The organism is Marinobacter alexandrii (genome assembly GCA_039984955.1).
Taxonomy (GTDB): Bacteria; Bacteroidota; Bacteroidia; order Cytophagales; family Cyclobacteriaceae; genus Ekhidna.
The window spans coordinates 2,161,168-2,182,365 of sequence record JBDWTN010000007.1; the positions used below are offsets into that span (position 1 = coordinate 2,161,168).

The 21,198-nt window shown below is 38.0% G+C and carries 13 protein-coding genes; 2 read left to right on the forward strand and 11 right to left on the reverse strand.

Features of this window, described 5'->3' with window-relative positions; translation table 11 throughout:
* Positions 1 to 19: 19 nt before the first annotated feature.
* The 11 genes from ABJQ32_15835 to tpiA all read right to left on the reverse strand — a co-directional run bounded on the left by ABJQ32_15835 (position 20) and on the right by tpiA (position 18,974).
* Positions 20 to 2,881, reverse strand: coding sequence for an AsmA-like C-terminal region-containing protein (locus ABJQ32_15835; protein ID MEP5291124.1), 2,862 nt, complete (start codon positions 2,879 to 2,881; stop codon positions 20 to 22).
* Between the two features lie 81 nt (positions 2,882 to 2,962).
* Entirely contained in the window at positions 2,963 to 3,355 is a 393-nt protein-coding gene (locus ABJQ32_15840; GenBank protein ID MEP5291125.1) for a hypothetical protein, read from the reverse strand.
* A gap of 26 nt (positions 3,356 to 3,381) precedes the next feature.
* Complete coding sequence (locus ABJQ32_15845; GenBank protein ID MEP5291126.1) at positions 3,382 to 4,782, reverse strand: aldehyde dehydrogenase family protein; 1,401 nt, start codon at positions 4,780 to 4,782, stop codon at positions 3,382 to 3,384.
* A gap of 61 nt (positions 4,783 to 4,843) precedes the next feature.
* Complete coding sequence (locus ABJQ32_15850; protein ID MEP5291127.1) at positions 4,844 to 6,892, reverse strand: OmpA family protein; 2,049 nt, start codon at positions 6,890 to 6,892, stop codon at positions 4,844 to 4,846.
* A 12-nt stretch (positions 6,893 to 6,904) separates the two neighbouring features.
* Positions 6,905 to 7,582 (reverse strand): OmpA family protein, encoded by a 678-nt coding sequence (locus ABJQ32_15855; protein MEP5291128.1) that lies wholly within the window; start codon positions 7,580 to 7,582, stop codon positions 6,905 to 6,907.
* 109 nt (positions 7,583 to 7,691) lie between these two features.
* Positions 7,692 to 8,987 (reverse strand): peptidoglycan DD-metalloendopeptidase family protein, encoded by a 1,296-nt coding sequence (locus tag ABJQ32_15860; GenBank protein ID MEP5291129.1) that lies wholly within the window; start codon positions 8,985 to 8,987, stop codon positions 7,692 to 7,694.
* 18 nt (positions 8,988 to 9,005) lie between these two features.
* On the reverse strand, positions 9,006 to 10,946 hold the full coding sequence (locus ABJQ32_15865; GenBank protein MEP5291130.1) for a thioredoxin family protein: 1,941 nt from the start codon (positions 10,944 to 10,946) through the stop codon (positions 9,006 to 9,008).
* Between the two features lie 6 nt (positions 10,947 to 10,952).
* Positions 10,953 to 12,320: a dipeptidase gene (locus ABJQ32_15870; protein ID MEP5291131.1), complete on the reverse strand. Its 1,368-nt coding sequence runs from the start codon at positions 12,318 to 12,320 to the stop codon at positions 10,953 to 10,955.
* A 70-nt stretch (positions 12,321 to 12,390) separates the two neighbouring features.
* Positions 12,391 to 17,331, reverse strand: a complete 4,941-nt coding sequence (locus tag ABJQ32_15875; GenBank protein ID MEP5291132.1) for a hypothetical protein — start codon at positions 17,329 to 17,331, stop codon at positions 12,391 to 12,393.
* 54 nt (positions 17,332 to 17,385) lie between these two features.
* On the reverse strand, positions 17,386 to 18,210 hold the full coding sequence (gene prmA, locus ABJQ32_15880; GenBank protein MEP5291133.1) for a 50S ribosomal protein L11 methyltransferase: 825 nt from the start codon (positions 18,208 to 18,210) through the stop codon (positions 17,386 to 17,388).
* Positions 18,210 to 18,974 (reverse strand): triose-phosphate isomerase, encoded by a 765-nt coding sequence (gene tpiA, locus ABJQ32_15885; GenBank protein MEP5291134.1) that lies wholly within the window; start codon positions 18,972 to 18,974, stop codon positions 18,210 to 18,212. The genes prmA and tpiA overlap by 1 nt, the downstream gene beginning before the upstream one ends.
* A 69-nt stretch (positions 18,975 to 19,043) precedes the next feature.
* Here tpiA and ABJQ32_15890 point away from each other — a divergent pair, with 69 nt between their 5' ends.
* Both ABJQ32_15890 and ABJQ32_15895 read left to right on the forward strand, forming a co-directional pair.
* Positions 19,044 to 20,435 carry a DUF5687 family protein gene (locus ABJQ32_15890; protein MEP5291135.1) on the forward strand — a complete coding sequence of 464 codons (1,392 nt, stop codon included), beginning with the start codon at positions 19,044 to 19,046 and terminating at the stop codon, positions 20,433 to 20,435.
* The gene (locus ABJQ32_15895; GenBank protein MEP5291136.1) at positions 20,432 to 21,121 is read left to right on the forward strand and encodes an ABC transporter ATP-binding protein; all 690 of its coding nucleotides are present in this window, start codon (positions 20,432 to 20,434) and stop codon (positions 21,119 to 21,121) included. Before ABJQ32_15890 ends, ABJQ32_15895 begins: the two co-directional genes overlap by 4 nt.
* Positions 21,122 to 21,198: the final 77 nt, after the last annotated feature.

The window sequence follows — 21,198 nt, forward strand, 5'->3', positions numbered from 1 at the left end:
AAGTCCTCGAATCAAAAACTTATATTTTTGCTGCGTTTGCTTTAGCTTCTGATTCTATTTTGCTTGCTTTTTGATTTGCTTCCGACTCTAATTTTGCAGCATTTTTGTCTGCTTCTGACCTTAGTTTTTTTGCAGCTTCTTGAGCTACTTTCTTTTTGATAGGGTTAGACCCTGCATCTTTGATTAATTTATCAGCCGCCGCATATCCCTCTTTTTTAACTTTTTCAGCACTTGCTTTGCCTTGAGCTCTTATTTTATCTGCTTGAACTTGAGATTGAGAAATAATTTTTTGCCGCTGTTCTTCTTTCTTTTTTTCAAGTTCCGCCTTTCTCTTTGCCAGCTCGGCTTCCGCCTTTTCCTTCTGATCATCTACTTTGGATGTAAGCTCTTTTTTGAAATCAGTCGTAGCGCTGGAGCTCCCGCCATCCGCATTACTGGTTCCCAATAGCTTCACTTGAGGATCTTCGTAATTACCTCCAATTCCAAGGTTTAAATTGATTTTATCCGAGACTAATTTTTTACCTCCTGTCAATGAACTCACAGCGTTATTTAGTGCATTGCCAATTGCTCCGGTAGGTACATCTTGCAATAGCATGGAATAGTCTAGTTTTCCATCTAATGTATTATTTCCTCCAACCGTGGCTTTCAGTCCGTTGACTTGCAAGTCAAACGGCTCAACATACAATTTACCATCGCGTATTTCGGTAGCTATCAGCACATCTTTCAACTCTATCTTTTTCGATTCACTACTTGCTCCAGATTTTAAAGCCGCTACCGCAGATAGTTTTTGCATAAATGCTCCTTTATCTAGTGTTGCTTTGGCAATGTTGACTAGCCCGGAAAGATAAATTTCATCCATGATTGGCATCATGTCCTCTCCAAGTAACCCATTAACATTGAAATCTGTTGAGAATTTGCCAGCCACCTGCTTAGCAATTGGCACATAATTTTGAATGGTCTCAAAAGTCTCAAAAGCACTTCCAATGGAGAGGTCTTTCACGCTAAAACCAAGATCATACTTAGGCTTTTCTAAATCTTTGGTGACATACGAACCTGTCAGTTCAAACGTACCATCCAGCATATTAAAGCTGTTTTCATCTAGCATGATCGAACCATTCTTTATGAGCACCTTACCCTTGAAATTTGTGATGGGCATATTTGAATATGCTATTTTATTAATAGAGGTAGCTAGTGTGAAGTCAATGTTTTCGGGAATTCTTACAACCTCCAGTGGCTCTCCTTCTTCACTGCTGATGCTGTCTTGATCCGTTAAAACTTGCTCAGCTTCCTCTTCCATAGTCTCTTCGGGCATTAATTCATTTATGTCAATGAGATTTGAATTGAAGTTCAATCGACCAGTAAGCATTTCGTTTTCTGAAAGTGCAAAACCTAGGTAATTACTAATCTTACCATCCATATTGAAATCTGAATTTCCAGATTTGGAAGAAAACTCCGTAAGATTGATTTCCGAAGGATTAAATGTGAGGTTAGCTCTGGAAATACTGAATCCTTGAGGTAAATATTCCTCACTTTTAAATAAGAATTCATTTATGGTCATACTTCCAGAGGTTGGAAGCTTATCATACCGTTCAGCTTCTACGTCAGACATTCTACCTGCCGTCTTTAGTTGGGCGTTTATCTTTCCAAGAAGAGTCATTCCACCTAGAGGTACAATTTTAGTGATCTTTTCTAAGTCAGCATTTCCTTCAACCCCAAAATCCCACATAAAGTCTTCAAGGTTTTTGAACTTTAAGTAGGCTGATACAGACTCACCATCCACAAGCATAGAAAAATTGTCGACATTAAAACTCGTCTCCCGCAGGTCGGCTGATGGGTAGTTAAAACTTGATTTGATATCAAGATTTTCGATTGGGATGTTAAATTCTTCATAAGATATTGAACCGTTATCAACGCTGAGATTTGCTGCTACTTGAGGCATTGAAGTCTCATTAAATGTTCCTTTTACATATCCATCAAAATCTATGGAACCACCAGTGGTCACACCGTTTAGGTATTCCTGATATACGCCTGGAATAAGGGATAGAATGCTTTTTATACTAATATCTTTTCCACCAAAATTGATATCCATATTGATGTCATCACCAGGCATACTTAAGAAGCCGTCAGCCTCCATAGCGAAATTATTAACCGCTATTCGATTCTCCTTGAAGGTGAATTTCATTTCGCTTAGGTTCATATTTAGCGTTACGTCTAAGCCTAATTGTTTGTTAGAAACATATTCAACCCCTTCAAAACCTAAGGATGCAGCATCAATAGTAGTTTTGGTAGTCATATCGAAAACGTCCAAGGTAAAGTCCCCAGAACCTTCATGATTTAATCCAATAAGCGAAGTATAAAAATTCATGGATTGATCTGTGTAAACCACCTTTCCATCTTTGATGCTCCATTTTTCAATTCCGACATTCACACTACTGGATTCTTCATTACCTATTTCCTCATCAACCACTTCTTCTTCGCTTGGTTTTGCTATATCATAGTTTGCCTTTCCATTTGGCAATACCAATACCGAGATTTTGGGTTCGTCCAGTAGAATTTCCTCTACGATGATTTGATCGCCACTTATAACGGACATAATATCGATAGTCACCTGAAAAGTACCTATAGAGGCCAAAGTATCTTTTTCAAACTCTTCAATACCTACCACCCCAAAATCACTCATGCTTACAGTAATGTCTGGGAAGTCCTTTATAAGGGATAAGCTAAATGCATCAATGTCGTAGTACACCCTGGCATTGAGGCTTTCTGACATAGTATCATCCAATGCTGTGCGAATATCATCCTTGAAGACGATAGGCAAAACGATAATCGATGCTATTAGAATGATAAATACAACACCTAGAATGATTAGCAACTTCTTCATATCACTGTTTATTTATGAGCAAATTAATGAGAATACGCGCGAACTAATACAACGCAACGTTTTTTTAACATAAAGGTCAAATCACTTTGTGAGTGTAACGAAGATATCTTCCATTAACTGAAGCTTGATTCGATTCTCAGATTTGGATGCAATCTTGTATGTCATGCCGGGAGTATCAGGCTCATTCAAAAGAAACAATGTGTCATTGGAAACATACCATGATTGAGTGTGTGATAAGGTGTCTATATTGAATATACAGTCAGGATAACCATTTGCCGTTACTGTCAAACTATCTGTTGTAAAGTTAAAATTGCCATCCATGTAGAACTCCATATCTTCAACCCCAGGGTAAGATTCGGGAGGTGTTTCCCATTCAGCAGTCCATGTTCCTTGCCACTCTGATGGCCTGTTATATTCTTTTTCACTGGTACATGCAACAATCAGTAAGAATGGGATAAAGAAAAGCTTTTTCATATTCGAGATTTAATATTCTCTGTTCCTCAAAAATACTTAACCATTAAATCAATCATAAACTTTTTGAAGCTTGAATATGGAGGATATACAGTTTTAGCCATTGTAAGCCCTCTCCTTTGCTTCACCACGGCTTTTTCATTGGAGAAAGCAATAAAGCCAGCATGCCCATGTCCTTTTCCAATGCCGCTGTTATTAACTCCTCCAATAGGAAGATTAGGATGTGCAAATTGTAGTACTACGTCATTAATTGTCATCATGCCTGCACTCGTTTCTTTCTTTACTTTTTCAATGATGGAATTACTTCCAGAGAAAAGATAGAGCGCTAGTGGTTTAGGTTTTTGATTGATAAAGTCGATAACGTTTTTGATATCATGATATACTAATAGAGGAAGAATAGGACCAAAAATTTCTTCTTCCATCACTTTTGAATCTTTAGCAACATTGCTAAGTAAGGTAGGGGTGAAGCGTAGATTGTCTCTATCTGACTTACCTCCGAATTCAATGTTGGCTCCCTTGTCGATAGCATCTGCCATCAAGTCATTGATCCTGTTATGATGATGCCTACTAATAATTCCCCCGTAGGTCTCTTTCGAACCATACATTTTATTTGATTGTATAACTAGCTCATCAATGAGTTTGTCTTTCACATCTTCGTGGACATACAGATAATCAGGTGCAATACAGACTTGTCCTGCATTTTGCCACTTACCCCAAGCAATTTTTTGAGCGGCATCTTTGATGTTTGCATTTTTGTCAACTATGGTTGGTGATTTACCTCCCAACTCTAGTGTTACTGATGCTAAGTGTTTTGAAGCGGCACTCATGACTATTTTTCCGACCTGAGGGCTTCCTGTGAAAAAGATGTGGTCAAAGGGAAGAGAAAGAAGTTCTTTTGATTCTTCTACAGCTCCCAATATGACTGAAACTTCATTTGATTGGAATACTTCATCACACATTTGTTTTATGAGAATAGAAGTGTTTTCGGAAAATTCTGATGGTTTAACAATCACGGTATTCCCTGCGGCAATTGCAGATACCAGTGGTCCAATGGCAAGCTGAAACGGATAATTCCAGGGAGCAATAATTAGACAAGCTCCTTTGGGTTCGTAAAATGTTTCAGCTTTTGTCCCTAGATATGTCAGGCTTGTGGCTGCAGGCTTTGACATCATCCAGCTTCTTAAATTCTTTTTTGCTTTTCGAATCTCAGAAAGAACAACAAAAATTTCCGTTAAGTCTGTTTCTTGGTGAGGCTTTTGAAGATCTCTATGAACCGCTTCCTGAATTTGAGTTCGGTGATTGAGGATCCAATCACCAAGGGTTTTTAGTAACTTCTTTCTCTCCGAAAGTGTAGATTTTCTCTTCTCTATTGAATGGGTTTTTATTCTATGAAAAAGATCATGTATCTGAGGGTTTGTGGATATATCCATAGCTTAAAAATAAAAAAAGTCAGCCCGAAGGCTGACTTAGATAAGAGTTTCTCTTAAGATTTTATTCGATCATGAATTCAACACGTCTGTTTTTCTGTCTGTTTTCTGGCGTATCGTTGGGAACTTTTGGCTGACTCTCACCTAGCGCTTTGTATGAAAGTCTGTCTCTACGAATTCCATTTTTAATGAAATAGTCCATTACAGATTTAGCGCGTTTGCCAGAAAGAGTCATGTTATAGTTAGGATCACCAACACTATCAGTGTGTCCGGCAATGGATATTTTCTCAATTTTTCCATCTTTCAGGTAGTTGAGAATACGATTTAACTCTGGATAAGAAGCTGTCTTCAAATCCCACTTAGCAAAATCAAAGAAAATATTCTTGATTTCAATGGTCTCTCCTTTCTGAATAGGGAATATTCTAATTGCTTTTTCTACAGTATCAGATTTCTTGAGATCCTGAAAGTCTAGTCTTTCTGTTTCTGAAATAAATCCTTCAGCTTCACCAACTAGCCCATATTGCCACCCACCTTGTACAGTAAAATTGAAACTTCCAGTTTCATTTGTTGCTGCATGTCCAATATCCAAACCATCTGGTAAACGTTCGATTAGTACTGTTGCACCTTCAATTGGCTTATCTGTATTTGCATCTAATACAGTTCCCATAACATTCACAATGACTTCTTCATTCATTAGATGTTCCACTGATGAAGCAAGTGGCGAAACTTGATCAGAAAAGAGGTCTTCTACTTTGAAGCTAAAAATATCAGTATCCTCACCTTTCTCACCTCTCGTGAAGTAAAGGTTTTGGCCTGAAGTAGGAATACTAAAGTATTCGTCGTTTCCTTCTTTATTGATGCCAGGCCCTAAATTTTCAGGTTCGGACCAACGCTTCCAAGTATCATCCAGTTTAAATGAAACATATATATCTGATCCTCCATATCCAGTGTATCCGTCAGATGAAAAATATAAAGTTTTGCCATCTGCTGCCATGAATGGTGATTCATCTTCACCAAGGGTATTAATATCATCTCCTAAATTTCTCGGCTCTGTCCATGTGCCATCCTTTTTCTTAAACGATACATACAAATCTCTTGAGCCATATGTATCATCTCTCTCTGCTGACATAATCATTGCTTTTCCTCCTGGAGCAAGGAAAAAATCTGCATTTGGTGAATAGTTATATTCATTTTCTATTTCAATAGATTCAGGATCAGAGAATGTATCTCCTTCTTTTACTGCAGTAGATACACCCGTATACATTCTTCCTTTTTTGCCATATCTATTGCCAAGAATTAAAACTTCTTTTTCACCGACCATACTCATTGAACTGATAAAGTTAGGGCCCTTGGTATTTAAAGGGGCGCCAACATTTTTAGCAGGAAGCCATTCACCAGTTTCCTCATCAAGCTCAGAAACCCAGATGTCTTCAGCATCATTTTCGCCACCTACATTATCTGGGTGAAATTGTCTTGAGAAGTAAAGTTTCTTTCCATCTGGAGATATAATTGGGCTATGTTCTACATAATCGCTATTCACATTGGTGCTTAGCTTTTCAGCATCTACGGTACTATTAACTCCTGGTGCGAGGTTCAATAGGACATTTATTGGAATATTAGATGCAGAAATACCGATAGCGTCCAGCGCATTGTACCCATCGGAAATGCTACAATCTAAGACCACTCGAACTGCCTGAACTGCGTAGGGAGTAAGCTCAAAAAATAGGTTTAATAGACGTGACTCAATAGGAAGATCTCTTGGAGTCAGTTCAAAAAGCAAATATTCATTGTAGTCGCTATCATAACCATAGACAGCTTTCACAGCACCTGGATTCTCAGATTCGGCAATTGCGATTTGCTTAGCTTTTATTGGCGTATTAAAAGAGACCAATATAAACTCTTCCTTGTCTTTGCTTTTTGGTCGCCATGCATTTGGATTTTCGCCTCCACCAGGGAGTACATTGGGTCTATGCAGGGTTTGTATGGCGGAATACTCGTAAGGAGAATATTCCGAGGAAACATCGATTACTTGCGTTCCCCAGGCAACAGTTTCTTGGGCTCTAATGGCGCTGTAGGCCAGCAGGCAAAAAACGATTAGGTATGTTTTTTTCATTACTATTTCTATTTAACGGCGGATCACTCTTACTTCAACTCGTCTGTTGAGGACTTTTGCCTCGTCAGTTCTATCTTGTGTAACTGGTTGAGTACCACCAAAGGCCTTAGTGAAAATTCTACTTTTCTTCACTTTCTGGTCTATTAGGTATTCTTGAACGGCCACTACCCTTGCTTCAGATAGCCGCATGTTGGCATCTGGATTTCCAGCGAAATCAGTATGACCTTCTAATTGTATGATGATGGATGAGTTTTCGTTTAACCATGTAGCAAGATCATTCAACTCTTGATATGAGCTTGATGAGATTTGATCACTACCTCTGGCAAAGATTAGGTTTTCTAGTTTCCTTAATTCAATTAAGTCTTCAGCGATATAGATATTAAAGTTTTGATTGCCGTTTATCTGGACTTCCTCTGCATATTTTTTGAACCCACCCTTGTTAACTAGAAAATTATACGTTTTTCCTTTTATTAATTGAATTTCGTATGAGCCATCTGTTTTCGTGGAGGTCATACCCATATCATCATAATAAGGAAGTTTTTCATATAGGATATTTCCTACAACTGGGGTAGAATCTGCTGCTTTCAACATTTTACCTTGCACGAGCACTAATGTGTCATTAGAGACTTGAGCAAAGGATGAGGCGACTAAAGCGAGCGAAAAAATGGCAATTAGATTAATTTTTCGCATTTGATTTTTAGATGATTTAACCCAAAATAACTCAATTAAATGCAAAAACTAAAGAATAGTTGTTCGTTTTGATTCTTCAAGAGTCAGAACGACTTCTGTGATCTGCGACTTATTCACTAATTTCTTCCGGCAACTTAGCTAAAAGTGATTCTTTTTCACGGTATGAAATACTATCTAAAACCGTTTTAATAGAATCACTCATTATTTTAAATTCTGCAATTCTTGTAGAGTCAATTCCACTTGATGAAGGTAGGTCTACTTTAAGGGCATCAACTTGTCTCCCATTTTTCCAAAATCTAAAACAGAGATGAGGGCCATTGGCTAATCCTGTGCTTCCTACATATCCAATTGTTGTCCCTTGTTTCAAATGCGTGCCAGGCCGAATGCCTCTTGCAATTTTAGACATATGCAGATACTGGGTAGTATAATTACTGTTATGACGAATTTTGACGTAGTTACCATTGCCGCCATGATATCTTGCTTCGAGAACTACACCATCTCCGACAGTCCGAATAGGTGTTCCAGTAGGTGCAGCATAATCAGTCCCTAGATGCGCTTTATACCTTTTTTGAACGGGGTGAAATCTTCTTCGAGAGTACCTAGAACTGATACGACTATAGTTAAGTGGAGCTCTCAAAAAAGTCTTCCTTAAACTATTTCCTTCTTCATCAAAATAGTCATCTTTCTCTCCTGTATTAAATGAGATGGCATAATACTGTTTACCCCAATGTTCAAAATAAGCTCCTTGAATATTTTTTATGCCCACAATTTGTCCGTCAACCGTTTCTTCTTCAAAGATTAATTTGAATCGATCTCCTTTGGCAATTCTGAAAAAATCTACCTGCCATGCAAAAACATCTACTAATTGACTGACTAGCATAGGTGATGCCCCTTGATCCAGAATAGAATTGTATAGTGAGGAGTTAATCTCTGCTGCGATTGTTCGCTTGTTAATTTCAACAGGTTTTTGGTGAAGTGTTACGTAAATGGAATCTTTCAGATTGTAGACCACATACTCTGTTGGCGAAGGTTCAAAAATAAATTGATGAGCTGTTTGGAGAGAATCATCATTGTGTATGATCGAATATGTTGACCCAGCTTTTAGTTTTCTAACGTCATATACTTCTTTAGACCTTTGTGAGAGTATATGTAGGTCTTGGTAGGAGATATTGAATTTGGTCAAAATCTCCGAAAGGTTTTGATTCCACTTCACCTTCCCTTCAGCTACTTTGAATGAATCTATAGGAAATCCATAATGTAATGTTGGTAGCTGAAAAAATGCTGAGTCTATTTCAATTTCGACTACAGTATCCTTCTGCTCATTGAAAGGAGCATAGTTATATAATACTGAGATTACAGCGATGGTTAGCCCGGTGATTACGAGCCAAATTCTCGATTTTCTCATTTTTTTAGCTTGATGACGCTACAAAACTCTGTTATTTCTATGGTTTTCCAATGCTTTGTCGAGAAAATCAACAAATGAAGAGATATTCAAGTCGTAAGCTTTTGGTTGGATCAACAACTCCTCATCCTCATTTATGATGACATAAAAAGGTTGTGCATTGTTGTTAAATCGGGTAATTTGAAAATCAGCATTCTGCTGTCCGATTGTCTTCTTAGTTTTTGCATCATAGGATGATTTGTACCATTCGTTTTCTGGCAATTTTGTCCGATCATCAACGTAAAGGGCGACAAGTACAAAATCTTTGCTTAATCTCTTTAGTACTGCAGGATCTGACCATACACGCTGTTCCATTTCTCGACAATTGACACAGCCATGACCTGTAAAGTCTATGAATATAGGTTTGCCTTGTTCTTTTGCACAGGCTAATGCTTGACTATAATCAAAATAACCATTCAGACCATGTGGCCAATGAAGGATATTAGCATATTTTGGTTCTTCACATGTGCTTCCACCAGCATTTTGCTCTAACAAATTGAAATTATGTGTTGACATTGGAGGGAGAAATCCCGATAAGGATTTCAAAGGCGCTCCCCAAAGACCAGGGATGAGTGAGAATACAAACGAGAAAGTAAGGATGGCTAGAATTAATCTCGAGACAGGAATCTTGTTAGATTCTGAATCACTCTTGAGTTTCACTTTACCTATCAGATAAAGTCCAAGTAAGCCGAAAATAGCAATCCATAGTGCAATGAATACCTCCCTATCCAAAAGTCCCCAGTGATAGGCTAAATCAGCAACACTCAAAAACTTCAATGCAAGCGCTAACTCCAGAAATCCTAAAACCACTTTAACTGAATTTAGCCAACCGCCTGATTCCGGGATTGACTTTAGCCAAGTAGGAAATATTGCAAAGGCAGTGAAAGGAATGGCGAAGGCTAGAGAGAACCCAAACATTGCCGTTGTGCCTTCTAAAATACTTCCCCCACTCAGTGTATTGATAAGAGCTGTTCCAACAATAGGAAATGTGCACGAAAAGCTAACCAGTACCAACGTGATAGCCATAAAGAAAATGCCAATCAAACCTCCTCGATCAGCTTGCCTGTCGATTTTGTTTACGAGTCCAGACGGGAGCGTGATTTCGAACAAGCCAAAAAAGGAAAGCGCGAAAAGAATAAAGACAGAAAATATGATCAAGTTGAAGAGCCAGTGTGTACTTAACTCATTTAGCGCTGTGAACCCCCATACCCATGAGATTAAAAAGCCAAGAAGGCTAAAAAAAATAATGATGGATGCTCCGTATAATAAGGCTTTGCCAACTCCTTCTTTCTTGCTCTTGCTTTGTTTTAGAAAAATAGATACCGTAATGGGTATCATAGGGTAAACACATGGTGTAAGTAGTGCTACCAGCCCAGCTAGAAACGCGGTGATAAGTATTGACCAGAGACTAGAGTCCTGACTTAGTTCGGGCTTTTTTTTTAAACTGGCTGAGTTTTTGGGAGTACTCCCTAAAGAGAATTCATCATCAAAAGGAATACATTTTCCGTCTACGTCCGTACAGACTTGATACATATAGCCTCCTTCAATATGAAACTCCTTTTTTAGTATTCGAATTTTCTGTTTGAATAAGCCTTCTTTTTCAAAGTATGTATATTCTCCAAACCAAATGGTTGAATCATATTTCCTTTTAGGGTTTATGGCTTCAATACTATCTAGTAACTCGTAAGTATCATTTTCAATAAAAGAAAACTTAGTTACTTGTGGACCTAAGTCTGGATCAAAATCGGATGAGTAGAGGTACCAATCTTTTTCGATAGTGGCTTTGAACAATATTTCAACGTCATCTCCAATTTGGACATTCTCATCAGACAAAGAAACTTCCCAACTTATAGGCTTTAGAATCTGACTAAAAGTAGAAAGACTGAAAGATATCAGTAGAAATAAGGTTAAAGAACTTCTCATTAGAGTTTATGATTTGGACATATCCGTGAAGAACTGATAGAAATGAGAAATCGTTTCAATTCCTCTGTAGTAATTAAAAAGCCCATAGCTTTCATTTGGTGAATGGATTGCGTCTTCGTTTAGGCCGAAACCCATCAGAATAGAATCTAAACCGAGAACTTCTTGGAATAGAGCCACAATTGGAATACTACCTCCCTCGCGAGTTGGGATAGGTTCTTTTCCCCAGGTTTTTTCCATAGACTTAGCGGCGGCCTTATATCCAATTGAATTAGTAGGAATGACGGAAGGTTCTCCACCATGATGTGGAGTCACTTTCACTGTAACATGATCCGGTGCAATACTTTCAAAATGTTTAGTGAAAAGCTCAGTTATTTCCTTACTTGATTGATTTGGAACAAGTCGTGTAGAAATTTTTGCGTATGCTTTCGATGGAAGAACCGTCTTTGCTCCTTCGCCTATATAACCTCCCCAGATTCCGTTAACATCAAGTGTTGGTCGGATTCCAGTTCTTTCTATTGTTGTATATCCATCCTCTCCCTTCACAGCATCTATTTCCAAATGCTTCTTATACTCATCCAAATTAAAGGGAGCTTGATTCATTTTTTTTCTATATTCCTCAGACAGTACTTCAACTTTATCGTAGAAACCAGGAATTGTAATCTCTCCCTTTTCATTTTGCAATGAAGCAATCATCTGACAGAGTGTATTAATTGGGTTTCCTACAGCACCTCCATAAGTTCCTGAATGTAAGTCACGATTTGGTCCTGTCACTTCTACTTCCATGTAGCTCAACCCTCTAAGACCTACCGTAATTGATGGGGTATCGTTGCTTAGAATAGATGTATCTGAGATGAGGATTACGTCGGCAGCCAATTTTCCCTTGTTAGCGCGGACAAAAATTTCGAGATTTTCAGAACCAACCTCTTCTTCTCCCTCAATCATAAACTTGACATTGCATGGGAGGCTATCCGTTTTTATTAATGCTTCATATGCTTTTACATGCATGTACATTTGGCCTTTATCATCGGCAGAACCACGCGCATAGATCTTTTCATTTTTAACCACGGGTTCAAAAGGGGGAGAATCCCACAACTCGTAAGGGTCCGCTGGCTGTACATCATAATGACCATAGACTAAAACAGTCGGCAAAGAAGGATCTTTTATATGTTCGGCATAGATAATCGGATATCCTGCTGTCTCACATACCTCAACGTGTGTGTCTAAATCTTTGAAACGCTCCCTAAGGTATTCTGCGGCATTTCTTACATCTCCAGCAAATTTAGAATCGGCACTTACAGAAGGGATACGTAGAAGCTCCATGAGCTCGTTAAGAAATTGGTCTTTGTGATCTTCTATGTAGGATATGGCACTCATGAGATTGTATTTTTCAGCAAACTTAATTCACATAAACTAGCTGGCAATATTTATGAATTGTAAGATGGTTTTAGAATCCGAATCCATCGTCTTCTTCATCTTCTTCGATCGTATCAAAATTCTCATCTTCAAGATTGACATCATCCGGAGATACCAGGTTATATGGCTCTTTGATTCCAAAATAATTGAGACGAAAGTTATTGATGTAACTCAACGTTTCATTTTGATCTCCTAGTGCGAGAATGAGTTCTCCAGGCTTAGAATTTTCAGCATTTGATTTTGACTTTATCAACTCATTAAATTCCGTATTTGATGAAAAAAGAATTAATTGATTGAAAGTGTAACCTAGGTAATACCAAATTCCTGGAGCTGCTTGAATAAAGAGGTTAACAACATCAGCGCCAGACTCGTCTTTTTTGATTTCTAGGAACCCATCAAGTTTTGCATTTAGATCGTTTCGATAGATATTAGATAATGCTAGCTTGGTTGTATTATGCCATGCTTTTTGACCTATATCCCACTTCATTTTTACACCAGAGATTAGAAACTGTCTTTCCAAGTCACGAGAGACGGATACTAGAGGTGTATAATCCTTCAGGCTTTCTTGTTCATATTGTTTTGTAGTAGCATCATCTGTAAGATTAGCAAGCTTGTATAGCATTTCGATTGAAATATCGTTTGCCAGCGGAGGTCCAATACGTTCGATAATATCAATAAGATCTGATGCCATGATGTCAAATGCGGCATCAGGAGCAGGAAAATCTATGGCAAACATTGCATCTGCGGTGTATTCATTCGTTCCCTTATTACCTACTCCAAGGATGGATGAGGAAAGGCTTAATTGAGTATTTGATGGGCTGAGAAAATTGGCTTTTCCTTCAAAAAACACAGATTTACTGCTATCCATGTAAATCATGGTATGCCCTTGATAAGAAGCTCCTGAAGTTTTATCTGGGTTTTCTATTCGATAGGTTTTTAAGGAATCGTTAAAGGTCAATACTCCACTTGCATTGAATAGGTCAAGGTCAGCACTGTTCGTTTTGGTTTCCATAAATGAGGTATAAAGCTCATCTCGTATATTAGAGTGAATTCCGGAATATACACGTTCACCCGTTTCTAGTATGGCATTATCAAACGGGAGTTCGACATCACGTTCTCCTTCGGTTCTTTTGAATTTAACCCAGTGATCATAATCAGGATCTATTAGGTCTAACTTGATTTGACCATCTAGTTCCAAGGCTGGTTTAGAGGCATACATATTTACTGATCCTTTGTAGAAAAACCCAGGGGAGATTATCAGGTTTAGATTTTCCTCTACCTCGCCTCCCGAAACAGTCATCAAACGCATTTCAACATTTCCTCTCTTGTCTGGTTCGCCAACAGGGACCTCTTGTAGCTCAAAGCTGTCGAACCGTATGTCGAAAGTATCGATTCCAACTATCTGCTTATAGTAAGCATTTCCTTCAAATTTATTTCGGGAAATAACTCTGATGTTAGCTCTATCCAAATAGTGATACCCATTTAACGTATCGATGATGATCTCTGCATTTTTAAATTCCTCTAAAACGGAGTTAGCCAGTATGGTAGTTTCGTTTCCTTCGGGAATAATTCTGGAATCTGCTACCGTGATGTAAGGAATGCCCTGAACATTTAATTCTTGCGAATTGATATCATAGATGGCTCTTTCAGCATTGAAAGACAGTGAATCTAAATCCTCTCTGGTTGAGAAAAAGTAAGAATCTTTAATGTCAACATCATCTGGTTTAGTCATTGTTACAACTGAGTCTTCCAAATCCCAGACGGCCTCAGTAATAGATGTTTTCATTTGTGCGTAAGGGAAAGAGATGGCAGCTAATCCTACACGTTCAGGTCTAATAGTTGCCGTATTACTTGTAAGATCAAAACCCAATCGGATATCATCTCCAGCCATGGCGGGTTTTTCAGGGTCATCCGATAGAACTTCAAATTGTGCATGTCTTGCAGTATATACCAACTCCTTAAATGAAAGCTCTTCTGAAACTGATCGAGAACCACGAGTAAGCATTGTTCCCCCTCCATAAACTCCCTGAGTCGTAATATTGGCCTCTCCCGTTAGCTCAGCAGTAGAGTTGTAAAACTTGAAAGGCTCATCAACGGTTCTTAGGTACATACTATCCTTTCTAGGCAACCAATACATGTCATATTTGCCGAGCACAGCTTCTGGATAACTGGCACCTTTGTAGGTACCTGGAGAAATCACTCCACCAGTCCCGTCGGTAGTTACTGAATCAGGATAATAAATAAAGTCATCAGAGTAAATGGTAGTAGTAAGGAAATCTATTTGACCATAACCTCGCATTCCTTTATTGCTCAATCGAATTTCTTCATATGTCTTAGCTTCTGTTCCATATAAGTTATAACCTTCTGCAGGTATCTGATGAACAAAGCCCAAAGACTTATCTTCCTGGACATGGAGCGTTTCAGGGAAAGTAGGAAATATATCTCCAGAGTTAAAAGTTCCTTCAAAACTTATCGATTCACCGTCGGCTCTTTCGATACTATCTAACTTAAATGGTGGAATTAGAAATCTCACCGACTTGTCATAGGCGCCATTTAAAATTTCCGGGCCATCAAAGTAAACGATGGCTTCACTGTCTGATGCAAAAAAGGGATAACTGCTATTCTTTTCTACTCCTGATTTATTTTCTGTTTTATCTATAAACAGTGTACCCGAAGTACTCGTGATTTGATTAGAAAGTTCTGTTTGCTGGAATCCTTCTTCCAACTGAGTAGTATCCTGAAGAGGAACTGTGATTCGCATTGAATCAATTTGAGGCATATTGAATAAGAATTCGTCATAGCTAAATCGGTGACCTGTTCCTTGATAGTCAAAATCCCCGGCGTGTACATCTCCATCAAACTCAATGTCTCTACCTTTTAAAAGTGTGAGGGTGCTGTCATAGGGTTCGACATACACTTTAAAATCTGTTGTTAGATAGAATCTACTTACTCCACGTAAGTTCAGTTTTCCACTGTCAAGTTGGATATATGCGTTGGAACCATCCTTGATTTTAGATGGAACCATAAAATTGTCGAAATCGACAGCCTCGGCGGAAGCATCATAATAATGATAGGCATTAGGATATAATTTCAGTAAACCGGTAGTAGAGTTATATTTAGCAAATCCATATTGAGACAATATTTTTCCTGCACCTTGTGCAAAACGCTCATCTATTCCATATTCCAGAGCTAATTCACCTACATAAAATTCCTGAACATCATATTTTCTTGAATAAAAAACGGCCGCATTTATTGGATGAAAATCCAGAAATCGAGCAAGTTTTCGGTATCGAATAAGGTCAAAGAAATCTGAAGACTCAAACGTAGCTGGCAGTAGATCTTTTCCATTCATTATTTCTAAACCAATGGAGTCCACTTCCATGTCCCATTTGATTAGATCCACATTCATGGAAACATTGAAGTAAGAAGATTTGTAAGCGGTAAGTGTGGAGTTCCTTAAAACAAGAAGCTTGCGCGTATTAATATCGAACTTGGCTCTTACATATTCATGGAATATCGAATCACTTCCATGTAAAATGGTTATTGAGCCACTATTCATAGAGACTAATGAGTCACCTAGGTTGAATTCTTTTGATTTTAGAACGACTGTGTTTCCTCTACCATCCAATATTTTAAGGGTACCTGTTTCCTTGGAAACAGACTTTCCAAATAATTGATTTCCTCGAATTTGAATTCCACCAGTATAACTCAACTTGTCATCATTCAACTTTACAGTGTGATCAGCATTATTGGAGGTAAAAACTGGAAATTTGTTTGGCTTTCTTTTTGGTCTCGGGACACTTTTATACTCAAAAACACCATCGACGAAACCGGCTCCAGTTAGCCCATCGAATTGAAGTTTAGCATTTGGTGTCCAAAAATCGGAGCGATCTTTTTTAAGGCTGAAATCTTTTAATTGAATAACAGCGCCTTTAAATTTTGAATTTTGTGCAGGCCATTCAATAGATCCTTGATTGCCAACCAGAGTTCGACTTTTCAGTAGAAAAGAACCATTCACGCTTTTGATCCTTAATGAATCGTAAGGAGTAGATATGATGACTCGCGAATTAGTAATCTCTATCACTGGTCCTTCTAGCTCAGGGTGAATGTATTGATATTGTTTAAGAGTTAAATAATCTGGAATTATAGGCGCATAGCTTTGACGTACTGCTTTGGGGGCCTCATAAACCTTTTCTTCTGGTTCTGAATCCCAAGAATCCCCCCAGCTATCATTGCTATCTCCCCAACTATCATCATTATTTCCCCATGAGTCATCTGAATCCCCCCAAGAGTCGTCACTCGACCCCCATGAGTCATCCGAGTTTCCCCAACCGTCATCATTTCCCCAAGAGTCATTTGAGTTGCCCCAAGAATCATCGGAAGAACCCTCAACAATCTCGGGCATTTCTTCTTCGGTAATGAAGGCTGTTGTATCTTCTTCAATTTCTTCTTCGCCAGCCTCTTCAATAGATATGTATTCACCTAAGAGTTTAAAATCATAAGTTCCTTCCCCTGCCTGAACGGCTAGATTTTTATCAAGACTTAAATACCTTCTGGCGAAGTAGATGTTTAATCCAAAAAGAAATTCTTTGTATTCTGACTTTGATAAAGTTTGAACAACCTGTTCATTGATCTCCAAAACCTTATCCAATTTATCTCTTTGTAGGTTTTCTTGTGCGACTGAAAAAGCCAAATAGGTAAAGTAATGATAGAAATAGGGGTAAAATTTATACCCCTTTTTTTGCATGGTTAGGGCAATCTTATGAGCTCTATCTTGCTGTTCTGAGGTGAATTTTCCATCCCATGCATTTTGGAAATCGAATGCAATCTTGTTAGCAGACTCAGATCCGATAGACTTTAATTTTGAAATAGCTTGTGCTCGAAATTCCGTCTTGTCATTGGAATAACGTTGTGCACTTGCTATCTGAATAACAAGTGAAGATGCGAAAATGAATAGTATCAGCGAGCGCATAACGCGTTAAAGGTATTTATAAGTACTCAGTGTTTAGTCAATAAGACGACTGTTTTAGACGGAGTATTTTATCAAGGCGACCATTGCCCATCGATCTTTGCTGGTAGTTTGGATCTTTTTTAGTTGATATTTTGAAGCTTCAGTCACTAAATCTTCAACATCTTCTTCATAAAAACCACTTAACAGCAGTTGACCATCAGTTTTTAAACGCATGGCATACTCATTGATTTGATCCATCAACACGTTTTTATTGATATTGGCTATGACAATATCAAAACCTAATTCTTCCACCTCCTCAATCTGGCCTTGAATCAATCTCACATCATTCACATTATTCAACGCAAAATTCTCTTTGCTATTTTCTATGCACCAGTCATCAATATCTGTAACAACGATTTTAGAGGCACCTCTTTTCTTGGCCATAATTGCAAGAATGCCTGTTCCTGTGCCCACATCAAGGATTTTTTTATCCTGATGATCGAGTTTCATTTGGTAGGCCAGAGCCTGATAAGTTGTCGCATGGTGGCCAGTTCCAAACGACATTTTGGGTGTGACTACAATTTCGTACTCGAATTGTGGTTGAGGATTATGAAATGATGCTCTTACGATACATTTATCCTCAACAATGATTGGATCATAGTTTTTTTCCCATTCTTCATTCCAGTTAACTTTTTCCTGTTCTTTAATGGCAAAACTGACATTAGAATAATTAGAAAAGATCTCATTTACTATTTTTTCAGAAAATTCGGATTTATCACAGCTACCCTCAAAACCATCATCGAATTCTTGGAAAGAGTCAAAACTAACTTCGAAAAGTTCGGCGATCAACACATCAATCAAGTCTACTGGACAATTGACTTTAATGGTGATGAATTCCATCAATCAATGGCTTTTACAATATCCACAAAATCTTTGGATTTCAGACTTGCGCCACCAATTAGACCTCCATCTACATCAAGTTGAGAGAAAATTTCTTTCGCATTTCCTGGCTTTACACTCCCTCCGTAGAGGATAGGAATAGATTCTGCTAATTCTGAAGAATACTTTTTGGCAATTTCATTTCTAATGAAAGCATGCATTTCCTGTGCCTGATCTGCAGTGGCGGTTTTGCCGGTCCCAATAGCCCATACAGGCTCATATGCTATTACAACATTTTTGATTTCATTTTCTGATAATCCAAAAAGTGCTTTTTCTATTTGTATAGCAACAAGAGATTCGTGATTTCCAGCTTCTCTAACTTCTAGTTTTTCTCCACAACAAAAAATAGGTACTAAGTTGTTTTCCAAAGCAAACTTTACTTTTTCAGCAAGAAGCTCATCAGTCTCTCCGAAATATTCTCTGCGTTCGCTATGACCCAGGACAACATGAGTAGCTCCAGATGAAACGAGCATAGCTGCTGATACTTCGCCTGTGAAGGCGCCCTCTGCATCTTGATGACAGTTTTGCGCTCCTAGAAAGATTTGCTGGGAAGTACCTATGAGGTTATGAATCCCAGTCAGATGAATAAATGGAGGTATTAAAACTACTTCAGCATTATTTTGGACTTGGTCCTGAACCATATGTATTACCTCAGAAGCTAGTTTTTTTCCTTCTGGAAGTGAACAGTTCATTTTCCAATTTCCAGCAACGATCTTTTTTCTCATGTCCAAGTGTAAGTATTTAGATTGCAATGATACTAACCTAGCATTACTATCTCCTAAAATTGTGTAGGAATGGATCTATTTTACGTACGACATCACTATCAATCTATTGTGAGAAGCCCTTCGTTTGACGGAGAAATTTTTGCTTTTGTCATTCTGGGTATTCTTTTTGGCAGTTCAGTATCATATACCTATTCCTCTCTAGAAAGCTATGCTATTTATGTAAGTGAGTTTTTTGGTAAGGAGGAGGTAAAATATGATCTACTACTCATGATTTACATCTTTTTGGATTTAAGTATCCGCTTGGTGTTTAGAAGACCTCTACCGAAGCTTAGATACTATATACTTTGGAGCAATAAATCCAAACAAATTGCCTCTCAATACCTATTTACTTCGCTTTTTGGGATTGTTCCTTTTGTAATAGCGATCACAATGTTAATGATTACAGCTAAAGCAGGTGAATGGCTTGGTGGAGCGGCGATGCTTTCGATTGTACTTTGGTGGTTGGCAAATCACTTTATTGGGCTGATTGCTCAATTTGCTAATCGATGGTTTAAAAGTTCAGTGGTTGGGGTAGTTGTTCTTATTTTGGTTTTAACTGCTTTTATTCCTGAGTTTAGTGTTTCAGGAGTAGTGGTGTCACCACTGACTGCTCTAATGATTCTAATTCTAGCAATAACAGGAGCTTATTATGTGACTCAATCAGCCATTGTTAAAAGGGATGTATATCAAGAGAATAAGAAGCCTGGTTTATTAGACTCATTGCCTGTTTTAAGCTTTAAAAATCCAATTATCCAACTTGAGTGGGCTTTGTTGGCAAGAAATAAGCGGACAAGGAGTAACCTTTTATTTGGATTAATAAGTGTTTTAATACTGCCATTTCTTATAGATAGTGATAATGATGCTGGTATGATTGATACTTTAGTCTTTTTCATAATCACGGGGTTTTTTATTATTCAACATGGTGTTTATTCTTTAGGCTGGGAGGGTAGCTATTTTGATTTTCTGATTACAAATATTTCCCCAAAGGTTTTTATCAAAACACGATATCTATTCTATGCTGGTGCGTGCCTAATTGGATTGATGCTAGCACTCATTCCGACTGCTATAAATGGCTTAAACTGGTTGGATTTGTTCATGGTTTTTTTATACAATATAGGCATTACCATCCCTCTTGTCTTGTACAGGTCTACCTTAAATAACACAAAAATTGTTTTGACGGAGAACTCATTTATGAACTACAATGGAATGATGACAGGACCCATTTTCGTGAGTAGCTTCTTGGTGATGTTGATTCCTCTTTTTATTTATGGGATCGCTCAGGTGTTTTTAGGCAACAATGCAATTTGGGTCTTAGGATTTATTGGAGTAATGGGATTGATTTTATTTCCGCAGATAACGAATCTGATTGCAAAAAGATATCAAAACAAGAAGTATCACCTTTCTCAAAGTTTTAAAGCGTGATTAAAGTCCAAAACCTTAGGAAATCTTTTAATGGAGTTGAGGCATTGAATATAGCGTCTCTTGAAATACATCCAGGTGAGTGTGTTGGAGTTGTAGGAAATAATGGAGCTGGAAAGACTACATTCTTCAAGTCTATGCTGGATCTTCTCAAACCTGATGATGGTTTTATCTCGGTGGAAGACGCCCACGTAAATTTATCAGCAGATTGGCAAAATCATTTGAATGCTTTTATTGATGAGTCATTCTTAATTGAGTTTTTGAAGCCAAAGGAATATTTGACATTTATTTTAAAGATGAAGAATTCCCAGTTTGGAGTAGAGGAATTGCTCGAAAAATATGCTGAGTTTTCCAATAAGGATATCGATGAAAACAAGAAATACATTCGCAATCTTTCTACAGGGACGAAAGTAAGAATTGGAGTGCTTTCTCTACTAGCCGGAGACCCAAAATATATTGTCATGGATGAACCATTTGCTCACATAGATCCTACTTCTCAAGCAAAACTTCGAAAGTTGATAAGGGCTCAGAAAGGTCAGGGAAGGTCTGTCATAGTATCAAGTCACAACCTTCAAAACATTGCTGAATCATGTGATCGTGTGATTCTAATAGAAGGAGGACAAGTGAAATACGATGTAGAGGTGAATGATAAAAATATGAGAGAACTCGAAGCGTATTTTTACAACTAGCCAAATATTTAGAGTTTCGGCTATTCAACGACTTAAATCGTTGTTTGATCAATAACATTCAAGATAATAAATAGGAT

Coding starts and splice junctions, on each gene's coding strand:
- ABJQ32_15865 (MEP5291130.1), bottom strand. CDS start 10,946: ATGAGAAGTTCTTTAACCTTATTTCTACTGATATCTTTCAGTCTTTCT.
- ABJQ32_15845 (MEP5291126.1), bottom strand. CDS start 4,782: ATGGATATATCCACAAACCCTCAGATACATGATCTTTTTCATAGAATA.
- ABJQ32_15840 (MEP5291125.1), bottom strand. CDS start 3,355: ATGAAAAAGCTTTTCTTTATCCCATTCTTACTGATTGTTGCATGTACC.
- ABJQ32_15890 (MEP5291135.1), top strand. CDS start 19,044: ATGGATCTATTTTACGTACGACATCACTATCAATCTATTGTGAGAAGC.
- prmA (MEP5291133.1), bottom strand. CDS start 18,210: ATGGAATTCATCACCATTAAAGTCAATTGTCCAGTAGACTTGATTGAT.
- ABJQ32_15870 (MEP5291131.1), bottom strand. CDS start 12,320: ATGAGTGCCATATCCTACATAGAAGATCACAAAGACCAATTTCTTAAC.
- ABJQ32_15855 (MEP5291128.1), bottom strand. CDS start 7,582: ATGCGAAAAATTAATCTAATTGCCATTTTTTCGCTCGCTTTAGTCGCC.
- ABJQ32_15860 (MEP5291129.1), bottom strand. CDS start 8,987: ATGAGAAAATCGAGAATTTGGCTCGTAATCACCGGGCTAACCATCGCT.
- ABJQ32_15835 (MEP5291124.1), bottom strand. CDS start 2,881: ATGAAGAAGTTGCTAATCATTCTAGGTGTTGTATTTATCATTCTAATA.
- ABJQ32_15850 (MEP5291127.1), bottom strand. CDS start 6,892: ATGAAAAAAACATACCTAATCGTTTTTTGCCTGCTGGCCTACAGCGCC.
- ABJQ32_15875 (MEP5291132.1), bottom strand. CDS start 17,331: ATGCGCTCGCTGATACTATTCATTTTCGCATCTTCACTTGTTATTCAG.
- tpiA (MEP5291134.1), bottom strand. CDS start 18,974: ATGAGAAAAAAGATCGTTGCTGGAAATTGGAAAATGAACTGTTCACTT.